Origin of the sequence: Bradyrhizobium sp. CCBAU 45321, from assembly GCF_028128975.1 — a bacterium.
Lineage (GTDB): Bacteria > Pseudomonadota > Alphaproteobacteria > Rhizobiales > Xanthobacteraceae > Bradyrhizobium > Bradyrhizobium yuanmingense.
The window spans coordinates 1-23,802 of record NZ_LFKZ01000113.1; the positions used below are offsets into that span (position 1 = coordinate 1).

General features: G+C 58.2%; 13 protein-coding genes and 2 pseudogenes. 10 read left to right on the forward strand and 5 right to left on the reverse strand.

Annotation, left to right across the window (positions count from 1 at the left end; genetic code table 11):
* Nucleotides 1-177 precede the first annotated feature (177 nt).
* A complete protein-coding gene (locus ACM43_RS38625) occupies nt 178-378 on the forward strand; it encodes a hypothetical protein (protein WP_333919220.1) in 201 nt (66 codons plus the stop codon).
* 23 nt (nt 379-401) lie between these two features.
* On the opposite strand, the pseudogene ACM43_RS38630 reads toward ACM43_RS38625, so the two are convergent.
* Nucleotides 402-560 (reverse strand): annotated as a pseudogene (locus tag ACM43_RS38630) (phosphoenolpyruvate phosphomutase); the annotation flags it as partial.
* 719 nt (nt 561-1,279) lie between these two features.
* Here ACM43_RS38630 and ACM43_RS13655 point away from each other — a divergent pair.
* From ACM43_RS13655 to ACM43_RS13665, 3 genes and pseudogenes are all read left to right on the forward strand, one after another.
* Nucleotides 1,280-1,477, forward strand: a pseudogene (locus ACM43_RS13655) (response regulator transcription factor); the annotation flags it as partial.
* A 780-nt stretch (nt 1,478-2,257) separates the two neighbouring features.
* Nucleotides 2,258-2,464: a cold-shock protein gene (locus ACM43_RS13660; protein ID WP_036030656.1), complete on the forward strand. Its 207-nt coding sequence runs from the start codon at nt 2,258-2,260 to the stop codon at nt 2,462-2,464.
* 820 nt (nt 2,465-3,284) lie between these two features.
* Nucleotides 3,285-3,569 (forward strand): DUF4102 domain-containing protein, encoded by a 285-nt coding sequence (locus ACM43_RS13665; RefSeq protein WP_036030658.1) that lies wholly within the window; start codon nt 3,285-3,287, stop codon nt 3,567-3,569.
* A gap of 2,641 nt (nt 3,570-6,210) precedes the next feature.
* Here the strand turns inward: ACM43_RS13665 and ACM43_RS13670 are convergent.
* Nucleotides 6,211-6,603, reverse strand: a complete 393-nt coding sequence (locus tag ACM43_RS13670) for a hypothetical protein (RefSeq protein ID WP_141697715.1) — start codon at nt 6,601-6,603, stop codon at nt 6,211-6,213.
* 71 nt (nt 6,604-6,674) lie between these two features.
* On the opposite strand from ACM43_RS13670, the gene ACM43_RS13675 reads away from it, so the two are divergent.
* Both ACM43_RS13675 and ACM43_RS13680 read left to right on the forward strand, forming a co-directional pair.
* Nucleotides 6,675-6,878 carry a hypothetical protein gene (locus ACM43_RS13675; protein WP_225115078.1) on the forward strand — a complete coding sequence of 68 codons (204 nt, stop codon included), beginning with the start codon at nt 6,675-6,677 and terminating at the stop codon, nt 6,876-6,878.
* Between the two features lie 1,282 nt (nt 6,879-8,160).
* Entirely contained in the window at nt 8,161-9,288 is a 1,128-nt protein-coding gene (locus ACM43_RS13680; protein ID WP_271540649.1) for a glycoside hydrolase family 28 protein, read from the forward strand.
* A gap of 175 nt (nt 9,289-9,463) precedes the next feature.
* Here the strand turns inward: ACM43_RS13680 and ACM43_RS13685 are convergent, their stop codons facing one another.
* A complete protein-coding gene (locus tag ACM43_RS13685; RefSeq protein ID WP_157786052.1) occupies nt 9,464-9,637 on the reverse strand; it encodes a hypothetical protein in 174 nt (57 codons plus the stop codon).
* A 75-nt stretch (nt 9,638-9,712) separates the two neighbouring features.
* Here ACM43_RS13685 and ACM43_RS13690 point away from each other — a divergent pair, with 75 nt between their 5' ends.
* Both ACM43_RS13690 and ACM43_RS13695 read left to right on the forward strand, forming a co-directional pair.
* The gene (locus ACM43_RS13690; RefSeq protein WP_271540651.1) at nt 9,713-10,717 is read left to right on the forward strand and encodes a pectinesterase family protein; all 1,005 of its coding nucleotides are present in this window, start codon (nt 9,713-9,715) and stop codon (nt 10,715-10,717) included.
* Between the two features lie 464 nt (nt 10,718-11,181).
* Entirely contained in the window at nt 11,182-11,547 is a 366-nt protein-coding gene (locus ACM43_RS13695; protein WP_141697714.1) for a hypothetical protein, read from the forward strand.
* Between the two features lie 295 nt (nt 11,548-11,842).
* On the opposite strand, the gene ACM43_RS13700 is transcribed toward ACM43_RS13695, so the two are convergent.
* Nucleotides 11,843-13,672, reverse strand: coding sequence for an NEL-type E3 ubiquitin ligase domain-containing protein (locus ACM43_RS13700; RefSeq protein ID WP_036030724.1), 1,830 nt, complete (start codon nt 13,670-13,672; stop codon nt 11,843-11,845).
* A gap of 704 nt (nt 13,673-14,376) precedes the next feature.
* Between ACM43_RS13700 and ACM43_RS13705 the strand changes: the two genes are divergently transcribed.
* Both ACM43_RS13705 and ACM43_RS13710 read left to right on the forward strand, forming a co-directional pair.
* Nucleotides 14,377-16,095 (forward strand): NEL-type E3 ubiquitin ligase domain-containing protein, encoded by a 1,719-nt coding sequence (locus ACM43_RS13705; protein ID WP_036030727.1) that lies wholly within the window; start codon nt 14,377-14,379, stop codon nt 16,093-16,095.
* A gap of 1,272 nt (nt 16,096-17,367) precedes the next feature.
* A complete protein-coding gene (locus tag ACM43_RS13710; protein WP_271540654.1) occupies nt 17,368-19,617 on the forward strand; it encodes a hypothetical protein in 2,250 nt (749 codons plus the stop codon).
* 959 nt (nt 19,618-20,576) lie between these two features.
* On the opposite strand, the gene ACM43_RS13715 is transcribed toward ACM43_RS13710, so the two are convergent.
* The gene (locus ACM43_RS13715; protein WP_271540656.1) at nt 20,577-22,175 is read right to left on the reverse strand and encodes a carbohydrate porin; all 1,599 of its coding nucleotides are present in this window, start codon (nt 22,173-22,175) and stop codon (nt 20,577-20,579) included.
* Nucleotides 22,176-23,802 lie beyond the last annotated feature (1,627 nt).

A 23,802-nucleotide genomic window follows, 5' to 3' on the forward strand; every position in this document is an offset into this window, starting at 1 on the left:
GCCACGAACTTCTTGGCTGCCGTCCATCTCGCCGCCATCGTTGCCTATTGGATCAATTGAGTCCGAGCCCTAGTACGCCGAGCAGATCGGGCAGGGACTCGTCGGCCGGGCCGGCGACCTGGTGCGACGCCTGGATGCCCTACTGCGGGACGGCAGGCACCACAAGGCGACAATCGAATGGAGCATGACTTCGTTCAATCCGTGACGAATCAGCGCCGCGATCCTGGCCACGAGAACAAGATTCTCGGCGACTGCATCTTTTACAGCCTGCAGACGACCGCAGAATTCATCCAGGCGAGCGGAGGCCGCTCACCAATGAGCGAGTTCAGCTTCGGGAAGCAGCTGTCCTCAAGCGAGACGCGCGCCGCGCCAGCCTGACGAAGTTTGCGTGCGAGGAGGCGAGCATTGTTGAAACTGCCGAAGCTGCCATCCCCGTCAACGAGCACAGCTAGCTCTGTCGAGTCCACCATACGTTCGACGCTCTGGACGAGCTGGCTCCATGAAGCTTCATTGGCATCACGATAGCTCAGCGAGCTGGCAATCGACCGACCAGAGCCCAGAGCCCCTTAAATCCTGAGCGCTGGGCGATTGTGGCGGAAGGGCCATCATGGGCTTCTATCAAAACGAGAGCTTATCATTCGAGCAGTCCTGGGCACGAAGCATTTCCACAGGCGAGGGCCGCGCGCGTTGTTGACCTGCGGTGGACCGAACGCCTCTGGCTTGATGCTGCATGCCTAGATCCTGTAAGCCGACCTAGATTGCCACCAACGTCGCTGCCCATATTTTTTCGGGTGATGCCGCTCAATGAACAGCATTGGTAGTTTATTGGGACCGCAAAGGCTTGCATGATCGCCATAGGAGGCGCGCCGAACGCAAAGCTTTCGCTATGGGTTGATTGACATCGCGCCTAAGGCTGGCAAGAAGGGCTTTGGATGCAAAATGAATGACCTGGGTTCGCGAGCCCGTGCTACGCCTCGAGAGAGAATTCCCACAGTCCTTCGGGGGAGGAGTGCTTAGGGAAAGGGTGATATCCGGCTCACATAGATTTAGACGAAAATATCGACAGCCACGGATGTCGTAATGCTGCCGTCGGATTGACGACAATGTCGAAAGCCCGTCGATAGGGCTACAGCAGGATGGCAGCCTCGTGCGAATGGAGCGGCAATCGCCGAAGAACTTGTCCTGCCTCGCCGCCAGTTTGCTGGCGCCACTGAGTGGTATGGCATTTGCTGATGCTTTCCTGTTCTCTGGACTACAGGAGAAATTCATGGCGGATAGGCAAGAGGTTGTGCTGTCGGAACGGGAAAGACAGTGTTTGCGATGGGTCGAGGAAGGGAAGTCATCCTGGGCTATCGGAGTGATCCTGAAAGTGAGCCTGAACACCGTCAACTTTCATGTCAAGAATGCGATGCGAAAGTTGGAAACGACCAGCCGGACGCAGTGCGTCGTCAAGGCGCGGCGTTTGGGTCTTCTTTAAGCCGCGGTTTCGGTGGCGCTGTGGCGAATACAAGCAGACGTCGCGTGGCAAGTGTACAGCGATGATAGAGGTGCTGACACTATGAACAGTGCGTGCTTCCATGTCATCGCTGATTGCGACGGTGAGGCGCAACGTGGACAAGGTAATCAAGCCAACGGCGCACGCGCATCACACTCTTGAAAGCTGGACGGTCGGTCGAATTCCAATGTCCGTCCTCCCCTTACCGGCGTAGCGGTTCGATATGTGTCGGAAGCTGAAATCTGGTGATCATAGCGGCTGACGTGCTGAAATGGTGATCACCCAAACGCGGCTCGGACGGCGCGGGCCGCACCCTAAGACGGCAATGATGGTCGGCAGACGCATTTCCAAAACACGCTGCTGGTAGAAGTTGGACGAACTATGACTCTGCGCGCTCAACCAACGTTCGGGTGATTCCTCCCGAAACGTTGCTGGCTTAGTGACCGATACTTCGCGGACCATCAATGCAGACGTCGTGTTGTTGGATTATTGGGGCGTGTTCGATGCGTGCAACTCTCTTGTGAACCGTTCGCCGCGGCAACTGAAGCGAAGGTCAAATCGCCATCCGGGACCACAGGAATGGAAGCGAAGTGCGGTCGCGTCAGGGGCTTTCTATCGTTTGCATATTGGGCGACAGCTAGGCGATCGGACAGAAAAATGAGACGAGATCTTCGCATTCATGCCGCGATGTTTTTTGCCGCTGCTCTTGATGGCCGGAAGACTCTTCGCTAGATCACAACGGTTCACTATGGAGGTGCCGAGGTGGCAATGGGTATTGTGAAGTGGTTCAATCCGACCAAGGGTTATGGATTCATCAGGCCCGAGGATGGAGGCCCCGATGTCTTCGTGCACGTCAGTGCCGTGGAAAAGGCCGGTTACACCACTCTCGAAGAGGGGGCCCGCGTAAGTTATCAGCCCAAGGCGGGGCGTACGGGCAAGATCTCAGCTGAAGATCTCCGGGTTGGCTGATCGAAAGACGAATGACGCCTTGGACGAGAGCGGGGTCTCTGTCTCGGGTTGATGAGGATAGTTGTCAGGTAATGGTGAGGTCTTGCTGACGTGACCACTCCCCTTCTCAGCTGAAGCAACATAGCCGAGGCGTACGCCGTCCAGGCATTGGGATTGCGACACCGGTGAAGCGCTGCTGGCGCAGAGCCGTCAGTCCGGCCACAAATAGTTCTTGATGCGGGCTGGTAGAGATTGTGGTTCGAGTGCGGTGAATGTTTCATCACGAGAGCCGAGCTAAAAAGGCGCGTCAGCATAGCGCCGCACCGTCCTCTGCCGCAGAGTCTGGCGCGTCTGCTCTGCCTGAACTGCCTACTGAAGATGGTCCGGAATTTATTGCCTGGCATGCGCCGCCTGAGGCACGAACTCGTCCTGGACCTCCATCAAAGCCGTCAGGCTCGACGCGGAGGATTGTCTACGCTCTGCTCCTTCTTTCAAGGACAGCACCGCTACACCGGAGACCTCGCGAGAAGCTGACGGGCTTTGCCGCCGGCTGCAAAAAAGGCGACGCGCCAGTTGCCGCACTCGATCTTGCCGATCACGGGCTGCCATAATCCTAAACGCAATTGTTCAGACCACTGCCGCCAGCTTGCGAATCGATTGTGAAGCCACTCCACCATTCCACAGAGTGCCCGTGAACCGCGTTTCGTGGTGGTTTACGCGAATTCGACCCAAATATACTTCGGGATGGCTGCCCGCCTCAGCCCACGTGAGAGGCGTGCCAGATCGTGCCAATTCTTGGACTCACAGATTTATCGTTCAGTCACTGAAGCCCGGTTTGTATATGGACGGGAAGACGCCGGCCTTTGCCTTGCGCGTCCGCAAGAGGCGAAAAGCCTGGTCGTTGTCAAACAACCGCACCAAAGTTCGGCTGGGTCACTATTCTGACTTGAAACTTGCTGAAGCACGCCGCCGCGGCTTTGCCGCTCTCGGTACTCCCGTTGGGGAAAATGAAACGTCAATGACCTGGGTCAAAAACATGCTGCTCGATTTGAGGAAGCCGATCGCTAACGCAAGCGCCAAGGAGGGGAGAGACATCGAGAATGATGAGGGGCTAAGGCGCCCATGAACTCATTTTCGTGCTTTGCGTTACGACACGGATTTGCGCCTGCAGCATGATCGTACCATACGCTACTACCTTGCGAGTAATCAGCGGAATTCGGTTTATGCGCGCCGCGAATCGTCGCCCCTCTTGAGGCAGTCACTCTGCAACCTTAAGGTCCATTAGGGGTACAAAATTCCACTGCTGAGCAACTGACCCTTTGAATTGGTAGAGCCAAGTAGGATTGCCATTTTTCCTGACGCGGCTTTTGTTGTCGATGCACGGCTTAGTGTCGACGATACTCAGAATAGCAATTCCCATCGCTGCTTGGGATCGGCAGGGTTGTAGACTGCAAGCGTCAGCGCTACTTCCGGAGCGATGCGATCGCCTTCCTGTGCGATTGCGAGCTTACCTGCGCTTGAGTTCAACGTTGATGCGCGAATGTCGGCTTGCAAACGTTTTGCGTCCTGACGGACATGGAGACAGAACAAAATAGGAGACACTTCACAAGTATACACAGCCCAAGCGAGGTACAGCAGCCTTTTGGAAGAAAGGCACGGTCCTTGCTTGGGTGCAGTGAGCGTCACCGGTCTTGCAGGGGCTGTGATGCTGGGGCGGGCCTGATATGGTTCAAGACCATTTCGGGTCCGCCCCGTTACTGCTCGCGAGGCAACATGGAGCAACGCATTCGGGCGGCTTCAGCGGCTATCGCGTTCGCTCATGCGCTCGGTCGCGAAGTCCTCAGCGTGTACGAACATGAAGGCCGCAGGTACAATAGAATCAGAGTCCGCGTAACCGGGAGCATAACAAACGGTTACGACTTCGAAAGTGAATGCCACATCGCCGGTGCGCTACCGAGTGTATATCACTTCGGTGCGGAATCGCATTGGCTACTGAGGCCCAAGTGCCCAGGAGTCTACAGCGGTCTTGATTATTGCACCTCAACCTCCTTCTCCGTGAGAGTGACAGACAATGGTGTCCAGATAGTCGATTGGCGGAGGAATTCCTTCACATACAACGTCTGGTGGGTGGTCCGCGCAATAGAAGGAAGCCGACGATGGAAATTGTGCTAGCAATTGGCGCTGTACTCGTTTTCACCGCAATCACGGTCGCTTGCCTGTGGGCGCTTGGAGCCCGGCGTGGCTGAGTATCTTGGTGAATGAGCCCGATGGAAAAAGGGTTGTCACCATGCCGCTCCTTCTCGTTGAATTTCTGTGCGGTCCGGATTGGGCTGACGGACCCCCAAGCGGTCGTGCTGTTGTGGGTGTTGATTGTGTGCGAGTGCCGCCGGAACAAACGGGTGCGGACTGCTCGAAAGCTATACGGCTGCGTGGCCTAACTCGCGGCCCGCTCTCAGGGCCGCGCGTTTTTGAGCGGATCACTCTGGAAGCTTAAGGTTCAATTAATTCGGAGAGTAGGGCAGGTCAGCGGTTGGCGTGACAGCACCGAAACGCCCATCTTGAAGGCCATGATCTCACCGGCGCTTCCTTTGTAGAGTCACCATAGCTCAATACGTGCGCTAGATTGCGTCTATTCAGTGGAAGGGGCGCGCCGCTGACTTGAATACGCCGATGGCTGTCTTCGCGATGCTTTGTGATGCGCGTGATCTGGCGAGGTGCCATCTGGCTGACTCTGGTTAACTTCCAAAATCTACAGTTCGTCAGAAAGACGCGACACTCCCAGCTTAAGTAGGCCATTTCCCAATGGACCGCGAACGCGTGCGTTATTCTCGCTTGCTGATCGTCCCATGGAAGAACGGCAGGCAGCCACGACGGGCGGTCTCGCCCCAGTGATCATCGTGCGATTGCTCTCTCGTCGGTTTTCCTCGGCTGCTGATCCCACCAACTCTCCCGCTCGTTTTATCAATTCGAGCTAAGCCGCGGATAAAGGATTATGGATTCCGCTACCGGGTTCGCTGTCGGCTACAATTGCCTCCCTCAGTTCTTCGTCAGTGAAGAACTCGGGGACAAAAAATCGCGATCTGTTCTTTGACGGACGGTTGGCGTGCGCGACTTATTCCGCGAGACATGGATCTTCGGACGGCGGTCTCGCTCCCGCAATGAGCAGCTCCACCGTGCTCGCGAGTATCAATTGCGGGAGATTTCGGAGGTCTTGAGCCTCTCATCGGGCAAGCAAGCGAGAACGCGCGATGAAGAGTGAAACCGAAACGCTGTTGACATTCGAACATTGTCCGGGCTCCAGATCGGCTTGAGCTTGGCATATTCGGACGCGAGTGCTTGACTCACTCTAGGCTCAACCGTTCAATCTCCCACGCCATCCAAGATGCCCATGCTGACTGAAGGTGCGACAGTCCGTTCCGAGCGGCGCAGTTGCGTAGCATCGCGACGTAGGATGCAAGCGGGCCACGAACTGATCTTCGACCAGGCTGGGCCAAACGCGGCTTCGGAATTCAAGCGTGAGATCAGTATCGTGAACAGCCGTGGCACCAGATTGCGAGGAGCCTCCAACGCTCTTCTGCATTGGGGATCGACTGCCGATCGGCCGCACAGCACCGTCACTCTGGCGTTAACGCTCGCCACTGTGGCTCACGCCACAACGTCGTGCGCAAAAATGGTGGGAGCACTCTGGCCGAAATGGCTGCCGGAGTGAGCGCCGCTACAGGCTCGTGGTTGCGGCTTTCGCTGTCTTGCTCAAGACATCGGTTGTTTCAGTCGCGACAAATATTATTGCCGGCAGCCAGATGGCGCGAAAAAACTACATAATTCTGTCTATGAAAATGCTCGAGGGCATTGGCATGCCGGTTGCTTGAATGTGTGACGGCACCAATTTGGCCATGATATTCGTTCAGCACCCGATCCAGGTATTCAATGAAACGTGCCCACTTCATCGACGGCAGACGTCTCCTGATGCACGTTCCAAAACGGGCGCCAGCATCGCGAACTCCGCTACCTTCGGATTGCCGTTTGCTTTGCCGGCCAGAGTCCGACTGTCCTGCAACGGGCTCGCGACCAATGGCGGTCCTCAACAAGATGGCGCACACCGGGGTTAAGACGTTACGCTTCTGGACGATCGTTTGCGCCACCTTTAAGCCCTGGCTCAAGCGCCCGTATCGGCGAGATGCCAAGCCTGGGTTCTTGGAGCTAAGCGCCGGCCTTGCATCAGTGGTCACACATGGTAAATGAGCTGTTGCAGGACGATTGGGATGCTGAGAACATAGTCAGGCAGAAGGACGAGCTCAAGGTCAAGCTGCTTCGTGCCCAATCGGTCGTCGCCGAATGTAAAGCAGGATTGGCGGATTTGGAGCGGAGGCTTGAGGGTCGAGCGATCTCATTGCCGATCGATGAACGCCACCGCAACTCTGCGGCAAACAATTGAATACGTGACGCGCTACCGCGCGAACCGCGAAGCATCGATGATCCTGTTGGCTAGTGCCGCCGTGGCGTTTTCCAGGCGATCATGAGACCATTAAAACTGCCGTAACCCACGTTAACGGCGAGAATACCGACCGGCTTGGGAGGCATCATTTTTACGGACCGGGGCGCGCGAACTGGCGGCCTGCCGTTATGCGGGGCGTTTTGGTGATCGCGGTGCGTTGGGCCGGCGGATGGGGCGCGGAGTAACACCACATGCGGGACGTCTCCCTGCGGTGTTGACTAGAGCCTCCTATCTGGAGGGCTGCTCACGCACATGTCTGGATTGAACGTCAAGAGCTGTCCCCCTTACTCAGGGCCAGTTCGGTCGTTTTATCCATCTTCCCGGCCGTAGCCTCGTCAGCTTTTCGAAAGCTTCTCCGAATATGGATAAACCCATTGATCCTGGACGGTAGGCGGGCGTGCACTCGCACAATTTCGACTATCCAGTGCTGCCCCTCCACCATCGGTACAGCACGCCGGACTAAACGATCAGCAGCCGAAACTGGCGGAAGAAGATGCCTTTGAGCCGCAACTGAATACAGCGCGCGTGGCAGGCCTTGCCACGATGCCGCGGTCGCAATCCGCCGTCGAATGGTCTCGCGCGCGGATCATGATTACATTCACGAGATGGTGAGCGGTCCCAGTACTCGTCGGAAACTCTCACCATCTACGGCTGAGAAGTATCTTCAGATGCTTTAAGGTGGCGGATTTTCCCGGCGAGGGCGGCAGTCGCTCCAGGCCAGTGGTGACAGTACACTAAACCAGCTCGCCAACACGGTGTTCAAGGAGAACAAGCACGCAGGTTGGCTTTCCGGACGCTTCAAGAACAGCGCGGAGGGTCAGTAGCAGCAGTCGGGGTCAGGCGCGCGTCAGTGCCGCGGACTTCGGCGGGTACTGGGCAAGCACCAATTGCTCCCAGTGAGGCTGATGCGCCGCTTATCGAAATCGTTATCAAGAGCGAGCACTGGGCGCCGACGACTTTCTAGATGCAAAAAAGCCGAATCCGGCGACCCGCTTGATTGGCGTGAGAAGGCCGACCATTGACGAAGCTGTCGGATTTTGAACATGACGCTTCCTGTTTTTTGCGCATCTGCAAAGTGCTGCTGCGCAGGTGCACGGTCCGGGCCTCTGCTGCGTCTTATAAATGTCATCTTGCGCGCGCCAGTGACGCGCGCGGCTGCTAGATCGAGCCAGCGGCTCGACACCGATGGGGCGTGGATGCCTGACAAAGCACGAGGAGGTCGATGACAAAGCGTTTTCGCAACTTGGCCCTATTGTTCATACTCACCTCCATCGTTGTCTTCCCCACCGCGAAAGCGCAAGACCGCCGGACTATCACTGAGCCTGTTGCACCTCATACGGTGTGCGAACGCCTCGTGCCGTCTGGCAAGCAAGATACGACCACGTTGCAAAATGCCATCGACCAATGTCCTTCCGGGGCCGCCGTGTATTTAGGGCGTGGCGAGTTCCGGTCGGGCCCACTCGAGATGAAATCGGGTGTGACGTTATGGGTCGGACGCGGGGCGGCGCTGATCGCCATCCCCGAACCTGCTGCTTACGACAAGGGCCTCGGACAATGTGGTCGTATTGCGGAAAACGGCGGCGGTTGCCGGCCATTCATCAGCTTTTCCAAAACGAGCGGCGGTGGCATCTACGGAGAAGGCATCATCGATGGTCAGGGCGGCGCAATAATTGGCGGCGGCGCGGAAACCTGGTGGCAGCTAGCGCGCCGCGCTCAAGCCCAGGGCGGCAACCAGAACGCCCCGCGCTTGATCCAAATCGATCATGCGCAGGACATCACTTTCTCTGATGTCACCTTGCGCAACGCTCCCAACTTTCATGTCGCGATGAACCGGGTCCAAGGTGCCACGTTTTGGGGCCTCATAATCGATTCACCGGCGGATGCGCGCAACACTGATGGCATCGATCTTGGCGCGAGTCAGGATGTGACCATTACCCGCAGCTTGATCCGTACGGGTGACGACAACGTCGCAATCAAGGCCGGCGACAATGGCTCAAGCAGCCATATCTCGATCATTGATAATTATTTCGGCTGGGGGCATGGCATGTCGATCGGCAGTGAGGTGAATTCCGGGGCCAGAGACATATTGGTGCGTAATCTGACGCTGGATGGTACGACGTCCGGCCTGCGCATCAAGAGCGATGTTAGCCGAGGCGGTCTGGTCGAGAGCGTGACTTATGAGTACGTGTGCCTGAGGGGCAACCGGTGGCCGCTAGCTTTTGATACGAAATATGATCCGCGCGCACAAGGCACCGAGAATTCCGGTCTATCGGCGAATCGTTCTCCGTCATGTGCATGGCGACACCGGTGTGTTGCTGATGCGCGGCGTAGACGAGGAGCATGCACTTGACGTGACACTCGAAGATGTCCGATTTGCCGATTCCGCCACTTGGCAAGTTGAACATGCGAACGTCACCGCAAATAACTCTGACGTATCACCGCCGCTGCCCGGACGAGCTGCAAAACCGCTGCTGCGCGGCTCGGAGGTATGTTCCAGGACGTTCCGCAACAGCAATCGGTAAGCACTACATCCGGCGCCGAACTCGGGTGGTGAGTTCAGCATCTGGGCCAAGATTACTGGTGTTGACGAAGGTCAGCCTCATGTCCGGACTTGTTTGCAATTGTCTGACGGTTTGCAGGGCCAGGAATGCGAAGGTGACGTGGAGGTTCTGATTTGGCGCGAAAAATGTGTTGGCCATGCGCGGCGGCTATCCCGCCGAGAGAGGCTCTGTCGACTGCGTCGAGGTGCCGCTGACTCAACGAAGTGTAGGATCATGCGTATTTTCGTTCACCCTGCTGCACTTCTGACGGGATGTTTCTGCATCTCGTCAGCATACGCTCAGCCACTGTTCGTGTCGCATGCCGTAAATGCCGACTATCACTCGGTGCAGCAAGCCATCGACGCATTGCCGGCGGAAGGCGGAGATGTTCGGATCGCGCCGGGTATCTATCGTGAGAAGGTCAAAATCTCCAAATCCGGTGTTCATCTCTCAGGCACTGGTAGCAAGCCGGAGAATACCGTCATTGTGTATGGCGATGGCGCGATCAATGTAGGAGGAACCGCCCGGTCGGCGACGCTGGATGCCACTGGCGATGACTTCCGGCTCGAGAATTTGACCATCCAGAACGACTACGCTCTCAACCCGGCCAATCCACCCTCGCAGGCGGTTGCATTATCCCTTACCGGAGACAGGGACGTCGTTACGCGCGTCCGCCTGCTCGGCGCCCAGGACACGCTGCTTGCCGGCAAGGGTCCAAACGGCAGAATGTCACGTCAATACTTCTCGAACTGCTACATCGAAGGGCATGTCGATTTCGTATTTGGCAACGCCAAGGCCTGGTTCCGGAAATGTGAGTTGCACGGCATCGCCAATCAAGCGGTCGTCTTTACCGCTCAGAGCAAGGCAGCCCCTGACGAGGACAGCGGCTATGTTTTTGATCATTGCACTCTAAGTGCCGACCCTGCCGCGCGCGATATCGCGCTTGGCCGCCCCTGGCGGCCGTATGCCACAGTGGTCTTTCTGTCGACAAAGATAGATGCCCAGGTCATTCCGGAGGGCTGGCGCGAATGGGATAGGGGCAAGACCAACAACTTGAGCACGAGCTATTATGCCGAATATAGATCCTTCGGGGTCGGGGCTAACCCCTCAGGCCGCGAACTTTACTCCCATCAACTGACAGATGGGGAAGCCGCGAGATGGTCGCTGACAGCGTTCTTCGGGGGTGCCACGGATTGGCTGCCCGCGGAACCATATCGATGGAAGACAAAACAACGCTGACGGTGAGGGAACGACTGCGATCCTCGGATGAATGACGGAGAGAGCGGACATGATGGAGAGTGGTGTCCAGCAACCAAACTGCCAGGGGCGTGAGAGGGGCAGGGCTTCGGCTGACACTCCACGCTTAGAGGAGCTCGTTAAGACGCTCCATCGCTCGCGGCGGGATGCGATCATCCGCTTATCCCGCCCTTATTGGCAGCCTGTCCAACTACCCGTCGAAGATTGGTGCCAATGGGCGTAAATCGAATGTGAGGCCAACATCGCAGCTCGATTTAATCGAATGCACCAGCGAGCGCAAAAGGTCATTCTTCAGGCTCAGATGAAGGCAAAGTCGGCATAAATTTCTTGTCAGGCGCCGGTCGTCGGCATTCAAGATAACACGGTCAATCGACTCCTTCTTATGTCAAGTGCCGCGCAACATTTCCAAGTGTGCCGATGGCCTTTTTTCTTCTAGGAGAGCCCTGATGCAAGAGCATGCCTTCATCACGGCAAGCAGACCTGCATGGCGCGGTGACGGGGTTGTAGCGGCTCTTCCGTCGTCGGCGGGCTTGCCCAGCGAACCGATTCAAATGGCTCCGATAGCCGGGCACCGCCAGCGGCATATTGCTGCGGGCGTCTCGCGCGATCCGCGATGGCGTCTTTACGGGCGTACGCAAAGCGCTGTCGGCGGTGCCTTGAAGCTTGTTCCCGAAGGAAGGTCCCGAACCGTCTTGGAGCAGGATTACCAGCACATCGTTGATGACGGGCTGTTGTTCGATGTGCCGGACACGTTTGACGAATTAATGAGCCGCTGCGTGGAGATCGAAACGCGCGCGAATAAGCCAGCTTGAACTCTCATTGCAGGCGTGTCCGATAAATGTGTACTGGCGTGCTCCGCATGGAGAGTTGGTATGACTGACGATCCAGTCGTTGCGTATAGGATCCTCAGTAGAGAGCTAGCAGCCAGTCTACTCCAAGCCTCGACCTGACCTACATCAAACGGCAGCATGAGCGACAGGAGCAACGCCCGGTCTCTCGATCGGCACTCCGCTGCATTCGCTGCGCATTACGCGTTCCTCTCGGCCACCAACCGGCGCACCAGAGGAACGGCAGCAAAATTAACAGCATCCTACGGCAAAGGGGCCTTCAGAGCGCGAGGCCGTGCTCATTGAGCACCTTATCTCTTAGGGCGCCCTTGATCTCACGGGCGATCTCTTTGCGAATTGCGGCGCCCAACACTCGCTTGGCATCTTCGAGGAGGCCAGCTTCAGCCCCGGTCAGGCCTTGATCGGCGAGCTGTTGCTCCATTCGGCTGTCGAACTCCTTTCCCATTGCACCAATGAGCTGGTCCTGCGTCTTGGCATGCTCTTCAGGTGCGATGCGGCGAATCACATCCTCCCAAGGCTGCCAATCCATTGCCAAATAGTCGGCAAATTCGGCCGCCTCCCTCTCCCGCACGGATGTCTCTGCCCTGTCAACGTCAGAGTCGGTGACGCCGGAGACCTCAAAGAAGCGCATGTCCGGCGCGACGTGTTGTAGTCCCAGCCGCTCGCGCAGTTTGTTCTGATAGGCAAGAAAGACTTCAACGGCGTCGATGTCTTCTACGTTGTCGACCGAGGCGAGCGAGTGAGCCTTATCGCGCGCGATCGCCTCGAGCGCGTCCATGCGGAACATGACGCGCCCCAATTCGATGAGATCGGCAAGCCGTGCCTTGTTGTCATAGAGGCCGTTCTCGACTTCCGCGATGAGGCGCGCGGTCTGCATTCCGTTCCAGGTTAATGTTCTGCGGTCCTCGCAGCTCTGGTTGGCATCCCATGCCAGTTGAAAGTACTGGGCACGCAATTGCGGGTTTTTTGCCGCCTGACGCAGATCATTGGCCACCGATTGCCGGAACCCTTCATTGCCAGAGCTGACGGACTCGAACAGCTTGGCGAGGAAAAGCCCGTATTCCCGAGCGCCCGGCTCTTCTGCAAAGTTCTGCCAAGCGGCAAGCACCTCCCGATCGTCCTCCTGTGGATTGCCCTTCAGCCATTCTGCAACTGTTTCAGCGAGAGCGTCCGCCTGCTCATCGTCTGTCGCGGACGATTCACTTTCGTCGTCGTGCGAAAGGTGGACAGTCGGGCCGACATAACCCTCCGCGCCTAGGATTGTACTGAGGTTCGCCAGCACCTGCTCAGATAGCGGATTTTCAGTCAGAACTAGGGTGCCACCATCGCCCAAGGCGGTCAGCAGGTTCTCGGGCAGACTGTTCAAATGGTTTTGGCTTACGTCGAGAAACCGGAGCGAAGCTGGGAGAGCCGGCGGCAGATCCGTCAGTTGATTTTGGCTTACGTCGAGAAACTCGAGCATAGCAGGGAGCGCCACCGGTAGACTCGTCAGCTGATTATCGCTGACGTGGAGAAATTGGAGCGAAGCAGGGAAGGAGTCGGGTAGGTTCAGCAGCCGATTGTGGTTGGCGGAAAGAAATTGGAGCCCGGCAGGTAGGACGGCAGGTAGGCTCTCCAGCCGGTTCGAGTTCACGTCGAGGCCTCTGAGCCCGCCCGGGAGCGCGGGCAGGCTGCTCAACTGATTGCCACTAACATCAAGACGCTGGAGCGAAGCCGGAAGTTCGTCAGGCAGATTGGTAAGCCGATTGAAGGGCACATCGAGCACGACGATCTCGCTTGGAAGTCTGGGCAGACTGGTAAGGGACAGCGACTGGAGATCCAGCATGGCGTCTTCACCCAGAGCATTGACCCGCCTTGCCGCTTCGTCCCGGTCCTCGAGGAGACCCACGTGCTGTTCAGAAGCCCAATTCTCAAGGGTCTCGTCTGCTTCGGTCACCGCATGAGTTGAATGCCCGGAGTTTGCTGCGAAACCCGTCACGAATGCATCCCACTGTGCCGCCCCCCGCCCGTCTTCCGCCCCCTCTTGTTGGGAAGATGCAGAAGGAATGCCTCCGTCAGGCCGAATTTGCCCTGTCTCAAAAGGATCCATTTCACCTCCCTTACCACACCGGGCCAACTCAGCCCGTGACGACACCATCTAGGACCTAGGACACTACTCTTTCGACAAGCTGACGGCCCTATCGCAGTTACCGCAGCGATGGCATCGAAGCAGGCATAATTTCGGTGCAACGATTTGGAACAGTGAATCCATGGCGGTCCGTTAGCTCCGCCTACACGTTTCCGCACCGACGCGGCAGCGGCTTAAACATCGAGCCCGGGGCGCGGCAACGGTGCGTTACGTCAATGGCAGGCAGGGGTCCCTTTTCGGCCGAGTCCGTGAAGAACGACGAGCGGCAGGCGCTCGAATACTCACCTCCGCGGCCGCCCTTTCACTTGCCAAGGCAATCGGTGCAACGCTGGTCTTTGCTACGGGTGGCAAACCGAGTGACTTGGGCGTTTTTGCAGCGAGACTCGTCAGCTGATCGACAGGTGGCCGTGCTAGCGGCAGAACGCTTTCACGTTAGCGGTCCTCTGGATCTATCGGCCAACGGAATGGCAGCAAACGTTGCAGCAGCAGCGATCCATTCGCCGCCTCCAAATCGTGTGAAGCTGAGCCGCCTTCGACCAGGGCGGGCCGCCGCGGGCGCACGTGCGCCCGCTCGAATGATTATTGCGCCAGCGCGCAAACTCCTGCTCCGCGGCCTTGCGCAGCGGCACGCGGATTTCTTAGTTTCTGACGAGGGAGATAAGGTGATGGACACAGGACAGGCACAGCGGAGCGCAGGTTCTGCCCCGGATAATTTTGAAGAAGGGGAGCGGGAAAGCTACCTCGGCGGCTTCAACCGCGCCTTGGCAAATTTGGTCGAAAGCTTGACAGGGTATCGGACCCCCAGCTCCGCGCGCGCGCGGATCCTGGACGAGTGGGTTGGCGAAGAGGGGCAGGGCTCAGCGGAGAGCCGCGGACAGGGGCGCTCGCGAATCAGGGCTGCGGACAACATGCGCTCGCACTTGGTCGATTTGTCATCCCTGTCCTTAACCGCTTTGCCCGACGCCCTGCCGCCGAGACTGCTGAACCTCCGCGCCATGCACAACGAGCTAGGCAGCCTGCCCGCTAGCCTCCCACCTGGTCTCCACGAACTTTTTATTAGCCACAACCGGTTGACCAGTTTGCCGGACGCTCTTCCGGCGAGCCTCTATCGCTTAGAGGTGAGCGATAACAGGTTGACGAGTCTCCCAGATAGCCTCCCGGCGGAGCTGGGGATCCTGAACGCAAACAACAACCGACTGACTAGGTTGCCCGACGCTCTCCCGAGCAGCCTCACCTCGCTCGAGGTTAGTGGCAATCAGCTGACCGAACTCCCCGAGTCTCTCCCTTGGCGGCTCGTTGAGCTCGATGTCAGCAGCAATCAATTGGCCAATCTCCCCGAAACCCTTCCGAGCTGGCTTGAATCGATCGATGTCAGCGGTAACCGGCTGACCAGCCTGCCCGAGGATCTCCTACCGGGGAGTTTGAGCCATCCGCTGCAGAACGTCGAGTTCGGTAATAACCCATTCCCGGACGAGGTCCGCGCTCACCTAGCAGCACCCCATCTTGAGCAACTGCCTCTGGACGAGGCTGCCGCGCACTGGCTCGGGGACGATCCGACGGCGCTAGCCGAGTGGCAGCACTTTGCGGATGAGCCTGGCGCCCAAGACTACGCCCGGTTCCTAGAAAGGCTACGTGGGACCGTCAACTATGGCAATCACGAGTTTCGGCAGGCCGTGGCGGACGATCTGCGGCAGGCGGCGACCAATCCGAGATTGCGCGAGCAGTTTTTCACACAGGCTTCCGAAGCCAACGCGAGTTGCGAGGATCGTGTTACTCTGCACTGGAACGGTATGCGGACCGCGCGCCTTAATGCTGACGTCGAGGAGGGGTTGTATGATGATAGGCTCGGCCAACTCATCCAGCGCGGCCGCGTTGCGTTCCGCCTGGACGCGCTGGAAGGCATCGCGCGCGACAGGGTCAACGCGCTCCTCACTCTCCACCCGGACTTAGACGACGTTGAAGTCTACTTGGCCTATCAAAATCTTCTTCGCGAGCCGCTGGAGCTGATTCACGTCGCCCCTGACATGCGCTTTCTGACGGTTTCTCACGTGACATCCGATGATGCGGCGCGCGCACTGGACTCGGTTCGCGAGCAAGAAGCGAACCAGTTTACTGACTACATGGCAACCCGCTGGCAACCGTGGGAGACGGTGCTGAGGCGAATCGCTCCTGATGAATATGAAGCGATGCAAGTCCGGCTCGTCGAAGCCATGGGCGAGGAGTTTCAAACCCGCTTGGATCAGCGACTGGCCGAGCACGGTCTTCTAGGCGATCCGGATGCCGAGCGGGTGCTCGGAGCTCAAGTCCGAAACGAGCTCGCCAGCGAGATCAAACGCGATGTCATGCACCGTGTGCTGGCCGAGCGTGGCGGCCTCGAACTCTGAGGTCTCCTCACGCCGGAGATATATCTATCAATGCTCTGTGGCGGAGCCAAAAAGTCGATCGTCAAAGCCTCGCCAATTGCCGCGAAGGTGCTTTTGCAGGTTGGAAAATGCGGGCCTTTCGGTCTTGCCGAGCGATGAAAACGCGCGCGCAAGGCGAGGCATATCTGCGTCAGCTCCACAGCTCCTCGGGACCAGAGCTCCGTCAGTCGGAAGTTATTGAGCAGACCAGACAGGCCGCTGCGCCGGCCAACCAGCTGGTTTGACGTGGGAGTTAACTGTTCGTCAGATCTAGTTGACTTCGAGTCCTTCCAGCGAGATCCATCTGGGCAAGCAGTGTTGGAGTACCGTATTCGCAGCTTACGATGGCCAATCCGTCATGCGGGCGAAGTCCTGCACGCGCTTGATCGAGGCGCTTCCGAGACTGCACGACAAGCCTTGCGGTTCCGCAGTCAAGGGACGAATGAAGCCTGCCGGATTTTCATTTGCCGAGCTGGCCTGCCAAGCTCAGCCTCGAACTGCGCTGCCTGTCCGCTCCCGAGCGCCGAGAGGCGCTCGGGATGACTGCTGAGAACTCAGGACAACCTGCACATCTTCTTGAAAAAGCTGTCTGGGCGATTTGATATCTGAACCCGCTGTTCCTCTCGTCTAGGCGACTACGCTCCCTCAAGGGCAGCCCTATGTGATCCACGTCTTCCGGAAAGCGGGGGATACGCCGTAAGCCTTCGAAAGGGACGTTCTGCATTCGAGCGAAAGCGCCGGACCTCGTAAACCGCAGTAGGCCAATTCGGTCCCTCACAAGCGCAGCCGAAAGCAACAAATGGAAGTCCAGGTCACCAGAACGCCCCCGGTCTGCGTCAAGGAGAGGTCGCTGTCCGCCGTTGAAGAGCACCCGCAGGATAAGCTCAGCGCCAAAGTTGATGCGAAGGAGGAGAAGATGCTCGTCACGCATGACCTTAGACATTCTTAGCGGCTGAGTGAGTTCCGGGCCTGATGCTTGAATTGCTCACACGATCGACAGGACGATCCATTGGTATCATCGGCTTACAAAATTCGCCGACTGGAACAGGCCGGGCGAAGAGGTGCGAAAAAATTGGAGCGCCTGTCGCCAGGCGGTGGCCGATGCGAGGCCGTCAATCGCGCAGCAATGTCCTGATCTCGTCAGCTTTTCGAAAGGCTGCGGCTACAACAATCCACAATCTGTTTCTTGCTAGACGATCTGCTACGAGGCCGTACCGATTGCTGTCCGGCCTGTACAAACATGAGGAGAGCAGGGTGGATCCGGTTGACCCATTCTTCGATTCAGGAGCCTGGATGCGGGAGTACGCCGCCCTGCAAGAGCGGACCGCGCAGCGAGGAGACAACCAAAGGGAGCGCCGTGGTTTTGAACGGCGGCTGGAGGATTTGAGTCTCGATCCGTCAGATGAAAGCAACTCAAATTCGCCTGATCGGGCTCCCGCAGGAGGGGGGCGAGCAGTCCGGCGGGAGGATTTCGGCGGTTCGATGCGGGTGCCGCCGGACTCCGCTTTTAGGGAGAGTGCGCTGGGCGGCACGCGCCGGAGCGTAGACATTCCCAGCTTCCAGCTTCCCGCTTCGGCGCAAGTGCCGCAGTCCGGCTTGCGAGATGATCCGTTCAGCAGCGCGCGCTACAGCTTTCCAGACGCAGAGTCTGCCGCGTCGGCCAAGAGCGGAAAGAGCGGCGGATTATGGTCACGCTTCAAGTCGGGAATCGGCAAGGCTTTTGGCGGGAGCAGCAGCGAAAAGTACTCGCGCAATGCGGGACAGGGGGATGCCTTTTCCACGACCCTTCGCATTGACTATGCTCGCCAGCCAGGCCGGACGCGCGCTGTCCCAGAGGAGGACGAGGTGCTGATAAGAGATTTCAGAAACAAGGCGGCGGGTAACCTCACCGACGGCACGATCAAGAATGCCGCAGCCGATTTGCGCCATTTGAGCGCGCGCCTGAGCACGGCCGGAAGGCCCTCAATTGCGGATCGAATTCAACGGGAATCAGAAAACGCGCAGCAGGACAACCCGGAGGTGGAAAACCGTCAGCTGGAAGCTGAGCTGGATGAGGATGTCGATACCTACGCAAAGGACAGAAGCAGACGCATCAAAGCGGCCTTGAAGAAGCTCCGCGAGGTCGGTGCCGGAAACGCCCTGGCGCCTGATCTCCGCCGACTGGCCCCTCACCGCGCGGACGCAATCCTCATCGACATGTGGTCGGCGGCGGAAAAGGCGGCGCACAGGATCGAGCCGGAGACGATCGACAGGCAAGCTCGCCGCATGTATAGGCTAAGTGAGTGGCTGCAGACGCATGATCGGCCGGCAATGGCTGGCAGACTTTCCACCCCAGCGCTTGACCGGGACGTCGAGGAATACAGGCGCGAAACCAAGGACGGCAAGATCAAGCCTGATCTAGTCAAGCTTGGCCAATACGAGCAAATCCTGGAGGCGAACAGGGCGCTTGGATTGCGGCCTCCTGACGATCCGGGCCAGCCTTCTTGGGAAGCTGCTCGACAGCCGCACTCAATGCAGGAGCCTCCTGCAACGCCAGCCACCCCGAGCGCGGGAGCCTGGGATTGGCTTGGCGAGCAGATCCACGGGCCCACCACATCGATGCGAGCGCCTAGCGATTGGCAGGCCGGTTCGTCGCAACAGCTTCCCGCAGCCCCGGCAACGCCGAGCGCGGCAGCCCGGGATTGGATTGGCGAGCAAATCCACGAACCCGCCTCACCAGTGCCAGCGCCGCACTGGGCCGCGCAAGCTCATCCGCCGCTCGAGCTTCCTGCTACTCCGGCCACCCCGAGCCAGGGAGCCTGGGCCTGGCTTGGGCAACAGATGCAAGAACCCGCATCGCCGTCATCGGTAAGGCCCCGATCGTCAAACATCTACGGCGGTCTCGACTCCTTCGTTGATCTGGATCCACCCACACCGCACGACTTGCGTGACGATGCGCGCTCTGCGCCAGCACCTGAATTTGCAGTCACCTCGTGGTTCGCAGGACCGCCGGGGCCGGCTCCGGAGCTGCGGGATATCGGAGCGATCGTTGGCGCCGACTGGCGCCACGGCTCCCAGGCGGCTTCAGACGTGTTGATCGATGTCTTGAGCAATATCAATCTGCTGCCAAACCAGTTCGGGCCAAGTCAGTTTGCGATCAATGGGGAGCACTATTCCGCGACTGTCGGGCCGGAAGGCCCCATGGATGTTCGCCTGATCCACCACGCGCGCGCTGGCGGGATAAACGAAGCTGGCCCATCGCAGCCCCTCTATCGTCCCCCGCAGATCGTCAGGGCCGCGCGACCCGACGAAGGTACAGTCGATCTTGGGTACTTGATTCGGGGCGGATGGGAGCACCGGGAGCGATTCCTGCCCGATTACCTTGTCCGCGTCCTTGAAGGGCAGCGCATCATGCCCGAAGTTGGGCGCCCGACCTATTTCGATATCCGTGGAGTGCCTTATAGGGGCGAGTTGGTGGAAAGCGAGGGACGCCGGCGCGTTCGCGCCTATCCCGAACGTGGCTGAAGAATCAAACTTGGCTGCATTTCCAATTGCTCGGCGGGCAGTTCGCGCGCGGCCTTCGCTCACGTCGCGCTTGATGGGCCATGCAGCCAGTCGATGTAGATTGCAGAGCTGAGGCGTGACGTTGGCGATGGTGCTGGCGGTCGGTTTATCGTGCTACAACTTCAATGCTCGTACTCAGACACGAGGTTGGTCTCGAAGACGACTGTCTCTCGCCAACGCCGTGTGCACCCCGATCGATAGGGCCCTCCCGCAACGCTTACCCGAGGGTTCCTCCCGAGAGCCCTGCTCTGCGTCGATCCCCCCTCGAGAACTGCTCCTCATCACAGTAAACTCTTCTGGATCAACGAAGAACGAGAGGCCAAGGGATGCTTCCATTGCCGCTGAAGCTCGTCACGTAAGTCCTTTCGAGCTGCTGAAGCTCCTGCGAAGGGACGGAACACGGCAAGGGTATGGATTGGTCGCCCAGATGATCCAGTAGGCAGCGAAGCTGCTCTTAAGAAGCTGCTCTGGACCGACAAGGACCTGTCCTTCGTGGAGAGCCGACGGTACGGGCGTATTATCCTGCCCACCCTGATGCTCCTCTTGCCGATTAGCCTCGTGCGGCGCGCGGTCCTGCACAGGGGCGCCATCGATCCGTGTCCGTGGGTGTGGCGTCCGGATTGATGAGAGTCCGGTTCTGTGGGGGAAGGATTGAGATTAGCGCGAGTGCGCCTTGAACGCACGATGGGCACGACGCCCCCGTCGAGCGAAAGGTCCGTAGATACTTTAATGCTTCAACGAGTCTGTTGCTATTCGCGTCCCCGCTGAACTCGCGCACGTCACCGCCGGGTCAGCGACTTTCCGTCAAGCCGAGCAACAATGCCTGGCTAGCGCAGATGCGGCGGATCCTTTCAAAGAGATCGCCAAGCTCAAGTCCCTCGGGTCACGAGGAGTTGGTAGCACAATGGCGGTTGCGATGATCAGAAGAATATTAACGTAGATAGCAACAGATTGAGCGCGTCTTTAGTCTGGGGTGTGTGCGTGATGCTTGTCGGGTTATGAATGTATGACAGTCCGACCCCTGCATATATTCCCGGAGCGAGATGGGCGGTATATGTTGCGGTGATTGCTGTTGTGTCGCGATGCGCAAGCTGCCCTTTGGCGAGGGCAGCATCCACCGCAAATTTGCTCCAGCTCGTGTTGCTAGCAACGAGTGCAATCAGATCACTGGGCCGACTGTCAAATGCTCCCCTCGCGTAAAGACGAAGCTCAGAATACCGGCTGATCCTGTTCAGGTCCGGCGGAGCTTCCATGATGGAGAAGCCGCCATAGATGCCGCGAGATGGGATCCCATCGGGGTCGTTCTGCCAGAACTGCCTGTCCGCAGCGATGTAGTGAAAGTTATTCCCGCTTTCCCTCCCTCGCTTGGGATCCGTCAAACTCGTGTACCGGCTGGTGTTGAAACCAACGCCCGCCCGCAGCCACGTATCGGGTACGCCGGGAGCTGCCTTGCTCTTGTAGCCGGCTTCATCAATGAGAAGAATGCCTGCATGGGGCGTGCTCCAGTTCAAGCCCGTGGGATTCTCCGTTATCTGGACATAGGGACCATCTGGACTAACTGAGCGCTGGACGGAGACCTTGTTGTACAAGCCACGGTCAAAATTGTACTTCAGGTTGACCGCGGGCGTCGGTGCGGCATTAGTGCTCATGCCCCCCTGGAACAAGGCAGACATGTTCGATCCTGTAATCCCTCCGAACAATGTGCCGGTGAATTCATTTTGGTTTCTGAGATAGCCGAGTTTAAGCTCTAGTGTCTTGTCGAAGAAAGTCTGGTAGTAGGCGAGCGTATTGAGCCCCACTCGATCTGGTCCCGGGCGATCCCACGTCCAGTGTTGCTGCTCGGCCCCTATGACAATTTGTCCGTCGGAAATGCCAAGCCGGCTGAGATCGTAGGTGACGATCATGAAGTTTGCCGACGCGAAGGTCGGATTCTGGCCCATATAGAGCTGGTTTGCGATAGTACTTCTGGCGGCATTCGGCAGCAGGTTGTTTGCAAAGCTGTTGTGTGTCCAGCCGATGTAACCGATGCCGACATCTGCAAGCGCCGATCTAACGCCGCCCTTGTCCTGATCGATCGTGTCCACAGCGCCGGGTATGTTGAACCACACTCCTTTTTCACGCAGATTGTCGTACCGTGCGAAGGGATCGACCGTCTTTTGCGTTCTAGTCTGAGTAGCTCTGTCCGCACGAGCGCGCTTTTCGAAAGGCGCGCCGGGATTTGGTGCTGGCGCCGGGGCACGAGGGCTGGTTGCCAGGCCCATCCGGAGCTTTTCGGCCGGATCAGAAGCCTTTCGTCTTTTGCTGGCCTGATCCACAGGGTGGCTCCTAGGATCAAACCCGCTGGCGGTTTGTGCCAGTACGGAATTGTCGACCAGATAAGCTGCGAGCGAAACTGCGATAACAAGCCAATGTTGCTTTCCTCTCGGCTTTAAATTAAAGGAAAGTGCTTTGGCCGCCGGGTATCCCCACGGCAAACTCGTCTCAAGAAAGCGATCACGCACGGCGCAGCTTGCTTTCATCTTTCCCGGCCATGAATAGATTGCGCTGCGGCCTGATTGGCGAACGGTAAGCTCTCAGGGTTTTCTCGTTCGAGGGCGAGGACGGCGAGCTGGATCTCGATTGTTCCGACAAGAACCATCCACGCCTTGTAAAGCTGTTAGCTCGCGACGTGATGATCCGCTTCGCAACCACGGCTATGAACGAGGCCGGTGCGCCGAGAGCCAGCCCCGAGCGTTGGTTCATCAAGATGCTAATCACGAGCGCGCAGCGCCTCGCTGCAATGGGCACGAAAGCGTTGCGAATCTCCACTTTGCTCACCGTGAGTCAGCCGATTTGGCGGTGAGACCAGGCTTCACGAAGCGCTTCATCGGCATCGTTGTCACGGAAAGACGAGACAATCGCCAAGCTCGCCGAGGCGCGCCTTTGAATTTGCGCGTCCGGCAATCACACCAGAAGGTCTAACCGGATGGCCCAGGAGGCCGGAGGGAACAGCCATACAGCGGCTTTGCCGCCTATCTGCGAGCACGTTGCTGGCTCTGTTACCGCGGTTGTCAGTGCAAAATCTGTGTTGCATCGGAGTCCATAACGTGCGCGGCGTTCGTTGGTCACGCTTGCCATCTATCCGTCATCTCAAGCAACCCGCCGGAATTGGGAGTTGAACAGTTTGCAATGATAGCTAGTCCGATCGGCCATTGCGGGTCGGCCGTTCAGCCGTTGTGCCTATGTGGCGTGTCCCGGATGAAGTTTGTGATGTCGTCAAGGCCTGAGGCGAGGCTGCTCTATCCAACACAATGCAGGAAGCCGCGGACGATTTGCATTCGTGCGACGCTCGAGAAAATCTGCAAGATTCTTCTGAATGAGCAAAATGCTGGGCCATCGCCATGGCCAAACGACGACCACCAATGCTCGCTGCGGGACTCTATCATGGAGAACGAGCGCAAATTGTCGAGTTGCTGAAGGGGATAGCATCGAAAGCAGGAGCAGCCGATCGGGAAGGTGGCCGAAATTGCTTATTGTGGACGCTAGTAGCCCTTAGAAGCGCGTCAGCATCGTAGGCTCTCACGTCGACAAAGAAACCTGCTGGGAGGGATGTTGAGGGAGGAGCAATGGAGTCGATTGCTCAAGCGGCCGGTTCAGACGTGCGGCCGCTCCTGCATAGGCCGTCAAGACGGAATCTCGCGGTTTTGGTGCTGCCGCTTGTCCTCGTCGGCTCGCTTCTGGCGCGTGGCTTTGGGCCATCTTGAATAATTTGTCGAGTCGCCAGAAGTGCAGGAGGTCGCTTCAAAGATGAGCCCGTCACCACGGGAGACAGGTTCAGTCCGAGATAAGGGAGGCGCAACAGAAAGCTGACGATGAGATCGCGGAACTCAAGCGCCGGGCCGTTGCCCAGCGTGATGACCTGAAAGGGATCCTGGATCAGATCACGATCCTGACCTCGCGAATCGACTCGCTGCAGAGTTTAACTCCTCTCCCATCTGCTGCTCCCGCGACTGCTTTGTCGGCAGCCCGGGCTGTTCAAGCAGCGCCAGGAAACCCTTCGGCCGGTCCAAACCAGAAGGGCCTGTTTCTCTCGGAGGCGCGCCAATGATCGCAGGACCGAAGAAAGCCGAGCCTTGAGGCCGAGACTGCTGCAGGTGTACTCGAGTC